This window comes from Candidatus Pelagibacter sp. PS_41 (assembly GCF_059417725.1).
Window position 1 is genome coordinate 1,008,560 of the sequence record NZ_CM182062.1, and the last position, 10,445, is coordinate 1,019,004.

General features: G+C 28.3%; 11 protein-coding genes. 6 read left to right on the forward strand and 5 right to left on the reverse strand.

Going from position 1 to position 10,445, the window contains the following annotated elements; translation table 11 throughout:
- Positions 1–46 precede the first annotated feature (46 nt).
- Positions 47–976, forward strand: a complete 930-nt coding sequence (locus AC5SL8_RS05545; RefSeq protein ID WP_494579547.1) for an ABC transporter ATP-binding protein — start codon at positions 47–49, stop codon at positions 974–976.
- Between the two features lie 32 nt (positions 977–1,008).
- Positions 1,009–1,560, forward strand: a complete 552-nt coding sequence (locus AC5SL8_RS05550) for a biotin transporter BioY (protein WP_494579548.1) — start codon at positions 1,009–1,011, stop codon at positions 1,558–1,560.
- On the opposite strand, the gene AC5SL8_RS05555 is transcribed toward AC5SL8_RS05550, so the two are convergent.
- Complete coding sequence (locus tag AC5SL8_RS05555; protein ID WP_494579550.1) at positions 1,553–2,116, reverse strand: ActR/PrrA/RegA family redox response regulator transcription factor; 564 nt, start codon at positions 2,114–2,116, stop codon at positions 1,553–1,555. The two genes, AC5SL8_RS05550 and AC5SL8_RS05555, sit on opposite strands and share 8 nt — an antisense overlap.
- Positions 2,117–2,266: 150 nt before the next feature.
- Between AC5SL8_RS05555 and AC5SL8_RS05560 the strand changes: the two genes are divergently transcribed.
- From AC5SL8_RS05560 to speB, 3 genes are read left to right on the forward strand one after another with little or no spacing between them, the layout of a single operon-like run.
- Positions 2,267–3,445 (forward strand): type III PLP-dependent enzyme, encoded by a 1,179-nt coding sequence (locus AC5SL8_RS05560; RefSeq protein ID WP_494579551.1) that lies wholly within the window; start codon positions 2,267–2,269, stop codon positions 3,443–3,445.
- Positions 3,445–4,488 (forward strand): 1,9-bis(guanidino)-5-aza-nonane synthase, encoded by a 1,044-nt coding sequence (locus AC5SL8_RS05565; protein ID WP_494579553.1) that lies wholly within the window; start codon positions 3,445–3,447, stop codon positions 4,486–4,488. Before AC5SL8_RS05560 ends, AC5SL8_RS05565 begins: the two co-directional genes overlap by 1 nt.
- Positions 4,489–4,490: 2 nt before the next feature.
- Complete coding sequence (gene speB, locus AC5SL8_RS05570; protein WP_494572998.1) at positions 4,491–5,366, forward strand: agmatinase; 876 nt, start codon at positions 4,491–4,493, stop codon at positions 5,364–5,366.
- On the opposite strand, the gene AC5SL8_RS05575 is transcribed toward speB, so the two are convergent.
- The 4 genes from AC5SL8_RS05575 to AC5SL8_RS05590 are packed head-to-tail and all read right to left on the reverse strand — an operon-like array spanning position 5,363 to position 8,908.
- On the reverse strand, positions 5,363–5,917 hold the full coding sequence (locus AC5SL8_RS05575; RefSeq protein WP_494579555.1) for a queuosine precursor transporter: 555 nt from the start codon (positions 5,915–5,917) through the stop codon (positions 5,363–5,365). The two genes, speB and AC5SL8_RS05575, sit on opposite strands and share 4 nt — an antisense overlap.
- Positions 5,917–6,240, reverse strand: a complete 324-nt coding sequence (rpmB, locus tag AC5SL8_RS05580; RefSeq protein WP_494579557.1) for a 50S ribosomal protein L28 — start codon at positions 6,238–6,240, stop codon at positions 5,917–5,919. The genes AC5SL8_RS05575 and rpmB overlap by 1 nt, the downstream gene beginning before the upstream one ends.
- Before the next feature lie 53 nt (positions 6,241–6,293).
- The gene (locus tag AC5SL8_RS05585; RefSeq protein WP_494579559.1) at positions 6,294–7,346 is read right to left on the reverse strand and encodes a quinone-dependent dihydroorotate dehydrogenase; all 1,053 of its coding nucleotides are present in this window, start codon (positions 7,344–7,346) and stop codon (positions 6,294–6,296) included.
- Complete coding sequence (locus AC5SL8_RS05590) at positions 7,346–8,908, reverse strand: lysine--tRNA ligase (RefSeq protein WP_494579561.1); 1,563 nt, start codon at positions 8,906–8,908, stop codon at positions 7,346–7,348. Before AC5SL8_RS05590 ends, AC5SL8_RS05585 begins: the two co-directional genes overlap by 1 nt.
- Positions 8,909–8,998: 90 nt before the next feature.
- Between AC5SL8_RS05590 and AC5SL8_RS05595 the strand changes: the two genes are divergently transcribed.
- Positions 8,999–10,444, forward strand: a complete 1,446-nt coding sequence (locus AC5SL8_RS05595) for a TrkH family potassium uptake protein (protein ID WP_494579563.1) — start codon at positions 8,999–9,001, stop codon at positions 10,442–10,444.
- Position 10,445: the final 1 nt, after the last annotated feature.

A 10,445-nucleotide genomic window follows, 5' to 3' on the forward strand; every position in this document is an offset into this window, starting at 1 on the left:
TAATGTTATCTTAATTATTTTAAATATTATAAATGTATTAACGCACATGAACAAAAAAAATATACTTTCGGTTAAAAATCTAAAAAAAATTTATTCTAAGCAACATAATGGAAAAACTTATGCTTTAAATGATTTAAACTTAGACGTGAAAGAAGGAGAAATATTTGGCCTTCTGGGTCCAAATGGAGCAGGTAAGACAACTTTTATAAATATTTTAGCTGGGACAGTCATTAAGACTGGGGGTGAAGTTAATGTATGTGGATTTGATCTAGATGAAAATCCCAGACAGGTTAGAGCTTCAGTTGGAGTAGTTCCTCAGGAGGTAAATTTAGACCCATTTTTTAGTCCAAGAAAACTACTAGAACTTCAGGCAGGCTTATATGGTGTAAAAGAAAAAGATAGAATTACTGATACAATTTTAAATCTAGTATCTTTAGAAAAAGAGGCCAATAGTTATGCCAGAAGTTTATCTGGTGGAATGAAAAGAAGATTATTAATGGCTAAAGCGTTAGTTCATCAGCCTCCTCTCGTTTTTCTTGATGAGCCTACTGCTGGAGTTGATGTCGAATTGAGACAAAATTTATGGAAAAATGTAAGAATGCTTAACAAACTTGGTGTTACTATTATTTTGACAACACATTATCTTGAGGAGGCAGAAGAAATGTGTGATCGAATAGCTATTCTCAACAAAGGAAATGTAGTAGCCCTAGATAGTACTAAAAATCTCTTAAATAGAATTCAAACAAAAAAAGTTACTTTTAAAACAGATAAAGAAATTAATATTCAAAAAAATGACCTTGAATCTCTTGAAATAATATCAAAGATAGGCAATGAAGTTTGTGTCTCTTACGAAAAGAGCAAAGTTAATATGGAAAAATTAATAAACTTAATAAAGAAAAATAACGTCAAAATTGTTGATATATCAACTGATGATGGTGATTTAGAAGATGTATTTTTAAGACTAATAAAAAACTAGATTATTATAATAATAAATAGTAAATTTTATTTATGGATCTATTAAAAACAAACTCAATTCAAAAAGTTACAAAAACATTTATATTGATTTTTTTAGGAACTATTGCTCTAACCATTTCTGCTAAATTAAAAATACCATTTTATCCAGTGCCAATGACGATGCAAACTTTTGTTGTACTTTTCATAGGCTTAGCGTTTGGGTATAAAATTGGTCTTACAACAGTAGGTGTATATTTATTTGAAGGTATTATTGGAATGCCTGTTTTTTCTAATTCCCCAGAAAAAGGTATTGGTTTAGTTTATTTTACCGGTCCAACAATGGGGTACTTAATAGGTTTTTTATTTGCAGTTTTTTTTGCAGGATATCTCAATATGAAAAATAATATTTTTTTAATTTTTACTAAATTAATATTTTCAGTTTCAATAATTTATATATTTGGAGCAATCTGGCTTGGGACTTTGATTGGATGGGATAAACCAATACTTGGTTTAGGTGTAACACCTTTTTTACTAGCTGAATTATTCAAGATTTGTCTTTTAACTTTATTAGCAAAAAAAATAATTAAATTAAGAAAATTTATCTAGGAGATCTTTTAGATAATATTCTTTGTAGAGTTCTTCTGTGCATCTTAAGTCTTCTAGCAGTTTCTGATACATTTCGGTTACATAATTCAAAAACTCTATGAATATGTTCCCACTTAACTCTATCTGCTGACATCGGATTTTCTGGTGGTTCAGCTTTCTTTTCTGGATCTGCCAATAATGCTTTTTCAACATCATCAGCATCTGCAGGTTTTGCCAAATAATCAATGGCTCCTTCTTTAATGGCTGCTACCGCCGTAGGTATATTTCCATAACCGGTTAACATAATAATTCTACTTTTGGGATTTGAAACTTGTATTTCTTTAACAACTTCCAATCCATTTCCATCAGCTAACCTTAAATCAACAACAGCGAATCCTGGTTTATTTGTTTTAACAGTTTGAATACCTTTTTGCACACTCTCAGCTTGTAAAACTGTAAAGCCCTTTTTTTCCATGGCTCTTGCCAGTCTATCTCTAAAAGGGTTGTCATCATCAACAATTAATAGTGATTTATTGTCAAAATCACTTAGTTTTTTAAGATTGATTTGTTCAGGCATACCTTAGATATGGTGTTTATTTTAAAAATTTCAACACCTATTATTTGCTTTACATTAATTAACTATTACCTTAATTGCATGATTTATATGAAAGTTTTTTAGTTTTTTAAAAAACTTTTTTTTATTAAATTTTTTTTGGAGGCATATAAAGTGCAAAAATTTAAAAGTGTTGATGAGCTTGTAAGTCAACTAAAACCCGAAAAACCGATTTATTGTATTAGGAAAAAATCTATACAGTTAGCCTCTACATATTTTAGAAATAAATTTCCTGGTAAAATTTTATACGCTGTTAAAACCAATCCACATCCGGAAGTCTTAAAAACAATAGTTGAGAGTGGTATTGAAAACTTTGATGTTGCATCAATTCAAGAAATTAAAGATATAAGAGCAATAGATCCTAATGCTAAATGCTCATACATGCATACTGTAAAAAGTAGAGAAAGTATTAGAGATGCTTATTTTAATCATAATATTAAAACTTTTTCTTTAGATACAAAAGATGAGTTAATTAAAATAATTGAGTCAACAAATCATGCTTCAGATCTTGAATTATTTATTAGAATTGCAGTTTCAAACGAACATGCAGAAATAGATTTATCTAAAAAATTTGGTGCTTTAACCTCTGAGACTTTTGGTTTGTTAAGATTAACAAAACAATATGCAAAAAAAATTGGCTTAAGTTTTCATGTTGGTTCTCAATGTATGCATCCTATTTCTTATGTTAAAGGAATTTCAGAAGTTGGAAATATAATAAAAAAAACAAAAATTATTCCTGACTATATTAATATTGGTGGTGGGTTTCCTGCAATCTACCCTGATCTTGTTCCTCAATCTTTAGATAATTATTTTGAAGAAATAAAAAGAGGATTAGAAAATTTAAAATTAGAAAAACTTCCAGAATTAATATGTGAGCCTGGTAGAGCAATAGTTGCTGAAAGTGGCTCTACAATTGTAAGAATAAATCTTAGAAAAAAACAAAAGCTTTATATAAATGATGGCACATATGGAACTCTTTTCGATGCTGGTACACCAAATATAGTTTACCCTTCTCGTATAATTAAATCAGGAAAAATAATTTCAAAAAAATTAACTGCTTTTGATTTTTATGGTCCTACTTGTGACAGCATGGATTATATGAAAGGACCATTTCTATTACCAAATAATATTAAAGAAAACGATTATATAGAATTGGGTCAACTTGGTGCTTATGGTCTTACTTTTAGAACTCAATTTAATGGTTTTTATTCTAACGAAATTTATGAAGTAGAAGATGAACCAATAATGACAATGTATGGTAAAGAGAATAATAGGGCTATATTAGTTGCCTAATGTCAGAAAACAAAAACTTAAATCATAATAGTAAAAAAGATTTTCTAAAAAACCCTGTAGAACATATTGATATTACATCTTTTGATGCAAGAAAAATTATCTCATCAATGGAAAAAATGTCTTTCGTTTCTAGAGAAACAGCAAATGCAGCTGGTATTTTTAATGAAATGATACAAGACAAAGATTGCACTATTTTTTTAACACTAGCTGGTTCAACATCTGCCGCTGGCTGTATGAATATTTATAAGGATTTAGTCAAATACAATATGGTTGATGCAATCATTGCGACTGGTGCCTCAATTGTTGATATGGATTTTTTTGAAGCTTTAGGTTTTAAGCATTATCAAGGCTCACAATTTCAAGATGATACGGAATTGAGAAAAAACTACATAGATAGAATATATGACACTTATATTGATGAAGATGAATTACAAGAATGCGACAAAAGAATATGTGAAATTGCAGATGGATTAGAACCAAGAAGTTATACTTCTAGAGAGTTTATTTATGCAATGGGAAAATACCTAAAAAAATACTCAGTAAAAAAAGATTCTTTAATTGAAACAGCTTATGACAATAACGTTCCAATATTTTGTCCAGCTTTTACAGATTCAAGTGCTGGATTTGGATTGGTTATTCATCAAGAAAATAATCCAAAAAATCATATAACCATAGACTCAATAAGAGAGTTTCGTGAATTAACAGAAATTAAGATTCAATCAAAAGGATCTGGTTTATTTATGATTGGTGGAGGAGTTCCTAAAAACTTTATCCAAGATACAGTAATATGTGCTGAACTGCTTGGCAAAGAAGTGGGAATGCATAAATATGCAGTTCAAATTACAGTAGCAGACTCTAGAGATGGAGCTTGTAGCAGCTCAACATTAAAAGAAGCAAGCTCTTGGGGTAAAGTAGATATTACAAAAGAACAAATGGTCTTTGCGGAAGCTACCAGTGTTTTACCTTTAATTGTTAGCGATGCTTATCATAAGGGTGATTGGAAAAACAGAACGAGAAAAAATTTCTCAAAAATATTTAAATAAAATTGAAATATCTATCTAATAAAAACGGATTTCTTGGGATTGATAACAATACCAATTTTAAAGAAAAGGTTGTTGTTATTCCATTTGGTTTAGAAAAAACTGTAAGTTATGGTGGAGGCACTAGAAATGGACCAAAAGAAATTATTAAAGCTTCTCATCAGGTTGAATTATACGATGAAGAATTACACTGTGAACCTTACAAAAAAATTGGAATTAAAACTCTAAAGCCATTTAAGATTGATAAAGATATAAAGAAAGCCCTAAAAAAGATGTCTAATATAAATCAAGAAATATTAGATAAAAAACTTTTTCCAATAACATTTGGGGGTGAACATTCTATTACACCTGGCTGTATTGCTCCATTTGTGAAAAAACATAAAGATATTTGCTTATTACATTTTGATGCACATGCAGATTTGAGAGAAAGCTATAATGGTGAAAAATTTTCTCATGCATCAGCTATCAGAAGATGTTTGGATTATAAAAATGTATCACTAATCTCATTTGGAATTAGAAATATCTCAGAGAGTGAAATACCTTTTTTAAAAAAAAATTCATCTAGAATAGATATCTTTTGGGCAAAAGATAAGGCTAAGTGGGACTTAAAAAAATTCAAAAAATTAATAAAAAATAAAACTGTATATTTAACTTTTGATGTTGATGGATTAGATTCCAGTATAATGCCTGCAACTGGCACACCAGAACCAGGTGGCTTACTGTGGGATGAAACTTTAAATATTATAAGAATAGCAGCTAAAAACTCAAATATTGTGGGTGCGGATATAAATGAATTGTCACCTATTAAAGGGTTTAATTCCTATAATTTTCTAGTAGCTAAATTAGCTTATAAAATTTTATCTTATAAATTTTTGTATTAAGCTTTAGATTCTTTAACAGTTCCTAATAATAACCTAAATGGAATTAGCATTATAAGTGCCACAAGTATTTTTACAGATAAGTCCCCTAATGATAAAGTAATCCAAGGAATTCCTGATGCATAAAAGGATATTGAAAAAAATAAAAAAGTATCAATTGTTGAGCCAATTAATGATGAGGTAAGTGGTGCAATAAACCATTTTTTTTTTCTTAATTGATCAAAGATTTGGACATCAATTAACTGTGCAACTAAAAATGCTACTCCAGAGCCAATGGCTATTCTAATTGAAATTAAATCTTCAAAGTTTGTTGAAAAAAATAAGGTAAAAATTATTCCAATAACAAAACCTATATAAACAATTTTTCTAGCAATAAGCTTACCGTAAGACCTATTGGCTAAATCAGTAATTAAAAAAGCAATTGGATAACTAAAGGCTCCATAAGTAAGTATTTCACCTAGTCCATAATAATTTATTGGAAATTGAACAAGATAATTGGATGCTAGTACTACAACTCCCATTATTAATGAAAGTAGTAAAAAGTATTTGTTCATTAAGCTGATTTACTGGGAGATGCTTTTGGTGCTTTTTTAATAAATGGAGATTTAATTAGAATACTCTTTTTTAGTTTTTTTAGTCTAGGTGAAATATTTTTATTTTTTGCACTTTTTAAAAATTGATCAAATGTACCTTTTTTATCTACGGATCTAACTCCAGCATTACTTACTGTTAAAGTTAAACTTCTCTTTAAAAGTTCACTTGTAAATTTAGCTTTTTTTAAATTTGGTAAAAATCTTCTTTTAGTCTTATTGTTAGCGTGACTAACATTGTGACCTTTCATTGGAATTTTACCAGTTAATTCACATTTTTTAGACATAATATTTAGTGACTATATAGGACGTGTTAAAGAACTCGTCAAGTTTATTAGGCTCAATTAGCTAGCTTCTTTCCCACTATTTCTTTAAAATTCTTAACACCACCAGCAATTAATATTTCTTTAAGCTCTTTTTTAATCTTTCCTACTATGTTTGGTCCCTGAAAAACCATTCCAGTATATAGTTGTACATAACTTGCTCCTGACTGAAATTTTTTATAGGCACTCTCTCCTGAGTCTACACCTCCAACTCCTATAATCTCAATTTTTCCATTTAATATTTTATAGAATTTACTTATTAATTTATTCGCTTCTTCTTCCAGAGGTTTTCCTGATAGGCCACCTTTTTGATGTTTTAGAATATCTTTTAATTTATCTCTATTTTTAGCACTTGTATTAGAAACAATTATTGCACTAACTTTATATTGAATTAAAGTTTTACAAATTATTTCAATTTGTTCTTCTAAAATATCTGGGGAAATTTTTACCATAATTGGTATTTTGGATTTCAGTTTAATTTTTTCATTTTCTATTGAGTCCATTAATTCGTCAAATTTAGTCTTATCATGAAAATTTCTTAAGTTTTCTGTATTAGGTGAAGATATATTGATAGTAATGTAATCGGCAATATTATGAAAAACCCTAAGTCCAATTAAATAATCATTTAGTCGATCTTCACTATCTTTATTTGGACCAATATTAACACCCAATAAACCTTCATTTGGATTTGACCTAATTCTTTTGCTAATATTTTCTGAGCCTAAATTATTAAATCCCAATCTATTTATTAGAGCCTGATCATCTACTAGTCTAAAAACTCTTGGTTTTGGATTTCCATATTGCTCAAGTGGTGTAACGGTTCCTACTTCCACAAAACCGAAGCCAAGTTTGAAAAGAGAATTATAAACTTCGGCATTTTTATCAAAACCAGCTGCCATTCCTATAGGATTATTAATTTCTTTTCCAAATAATTTAGTCTTAAATAATGAGTCATCTTTGTCTTGATTAGATAAATTTGGTACCAAATTTAATTTTAAAGACTTAATTGCTAAATTATGAGCTGTTTCAGGATCAAACTTAAAGATTAGTGATCTAAATTTTGAAAACATTATTTTATTTTTTCTTTTATTAATTCTTTAGTTTCGTTCACTCCAAAAAAGCTTATAAAAAAACCCATCCTTGGACCATTTTCATCTCCAAAAACAACTTCGTAAATTAATTTAAACCAATCACGTAAGTTTTCTGAATATCCATTATCTTTTCCAGTTGAATAAATTAACGTCTGAATATCTTCAGGTAACATTTTATCATTACACTCATCTAAAGTCTTAATAAGTGCTTTCAAAGCTTTTTTTTCACTTTCATCAGGCTTTTTATATTTTTTTTGAATTTTGATTACATCATTAAAATACTTAATAGCATAACCAATTAAGTTATCAAAAATAGGATGATCTTTTTCAGAAATATCTTTTTTATATTTTTTTACAAATTTCCAAAGTAATTCTTTAGAGTCTGCATTGCTAGTCTCCACTAAGTTTAAAAGCATTGAAAAACTCATTATCGTATCTTCTTTCGGAATTTTTCCATTATGAACATGCCAAACTGGATTCATTAATAATTGAAGTTCATTTTGTTTTTTTGCTTTTTCTATAAGTTCTAAATATTCATCAACTGTTTTGGGAACTATTTCTTTATATAATTTTTTGGCTCTTTTAGGATTTTGGTACATGTATAAAGAAAGACTCTCAGGAGAGGCATACTCTAGCCATTGATCAATTGTAATTCCATTACCCTTAGATTTGGATATTTTCTCACCTTTTTCATCTAAAAAGAGTTCGTAGGCAAAACCAGATGGGTTTGTTTTCCCAATTAATTTTATTATTCTTGATGACAATATTGCACTTTCAATCAAATCTTTTCCATACATTTCAAAGTCTATATCTAAAGCGTACCATCTCATTGCCCAGTCAACTTTCCATTGTAATTTACAATTTCCATCTAAAATACTAATTTCAAGTTTTTCACCATTATTATCAAAAATAATTTTTGATTTATCTTTTAAAATTTCTACAACAGGAATTTCTAAAACTTTACCTGTATTTGGACAAATTGGTAAAAATGGACTATAAGATCTTTGTCTTTCCTTACCTAATGTTGGAATAATTATATCCATAATACCCTGGTAGTTTTCTAAAATTATTTGAAGGGTTGGATTAAAAAAACCACTTTTGTAAAGTATAGAGGAGCTTTTAAAATTATATTCAAAATTAAACTTATTCAAAAAATCTTTTAACATTTCATTATTGTGTTCACCAAAACTTGCAAATTTTTTAAATGGATCTGGAACTTGTGTTAATGGTTTATGAAGATTATTATTTAAAAGTTCTTTATTAGGAATATTCTCTGGTACTTTTCTAAGACCATCCATATCGTCAGAAAACGTTATAATTTCAGTTGGAATATCAGTAAGTTGTTTTAAAGCATTAACCATCATTGATGTTCTAGCAACTTCACCGAATGTACCAATATGAGGAAGTCCACTTGGACCATACCCTGTTTGTAAAATTATTTTACCTTTTTTGTCTATAAATGACTTTCTTTCACGCAACATTTTTTTGGCCTCAACAACAGGCCATGCATTAGTTTTATCTAAATTCTCTTTTTCAATCACTTTGTTTAATAACAAATATCTTATATTTGGTGTTTTTATTAATTCTTATAGAGTTGAAATTTATTTACCATAAAATAATGTTCTTTCAAAATGTCTAATTATAAAACAGTTTTTTTTACCTTGGGTGTTTTGCAAATTATTCTTGGAATTTCCATGATGATACCAATTCTTGCTCAATTTATTTATTCGGAAATTGACTCCTCCTTTATAGGAGGATCTATAATTTCAATCATATTTGGTGTTTTATTTTTTTTATCTAACCTTAATCATGATAAAAAATTAAATCTACAACAGGCTTTTTTATTAACTGCTCTTTCTTGGTTGAGTATTGCAATATTTGGTTCATTGCCATTTATTTTCTCTTCTTTAGAGCTCTCTATAACAGACTCATTTTTTGAAAGTATGTCTGGTATCACAACCACAGGATCAACAATTATATCTAATTTAGATGAAGCTCCTAAATCAATACTATTGTGGAGAGCCATGCTTCAATGGCTAGGTGGAATTGGTATTATTGTAATGGCAATAACACTAATGCCCATAATGAATGTTGGAGGAATGCAATTATTTAAAATTTCTAGCAATGACTCATCAGAAAAAATTTTACCAAAATCAAAAGAAATTTCTCTAAGGTTAATTTATGTTTATTTAAGCTTAACTTTTCTTTGTGCTTTTACTTATTCTATTTTTGGAATGAGTATTTTTGATAGCTTAACTCATTCAATGACAACAATAGCAACTGGTGGCTTTTCAAACTACAATGAATCTATTGGACATTTTGATAGTTTATCAATCGAAATATCATCAATGATTTTTATAATTTTGGGTAGCTTACCTTTTATTGCCTATATAAAATTTTTAAATGGAGATAAAAAAATTTTTATTTCTGATGTACAAATTAGATCATTTTTAAAGATAATTATTTTTTCAATTATTATACTTTTTATTTACTTACTTTTTCAAAATAATAATTTTTCTCTAACAAATTTAAGGATAATCTTTTTTAATGTAATTTCGATTTTAAGTGGCACAGGCTATGTAACTGGAGAGTTTGATGGATGGGGTAATTTTCCGCTAATTTTCTTTTTAACACTGATGTTTATTGGTGGATGTGCTGGTTCTACAGCATGTGGAGTTAAAATTTTTAGAATCCAAATTTTATATTTGTTCATAGTTAATCAACTAAAAAAAATTATTTATCCTAAGGGTGTTTTTATAATAAAATATGACAAAAATAATGTTGATGATAAATTTATGGCATCCATTATTTCTTTTATATTTCTTTATTTAGTTCTATTTTTTTTAATTACGGCTTTTCTATCTTTAAGTGGTTTAGATTTTATTACCTCAATTTCAGGAGCTGCAACATCAATATCAAATGTTGGTCCTGGATTAGGCTCAATAATTGGCCCAAATGGCAATTTTTCAACCCTACCTGAAATCTCTAAATGGATTTTAACACTTGGAATGATATTAGGCAGATTAGAACTTTTTGCTATATTGGTATTATTTCTACCTTCCTTTTGGAGACAATAAA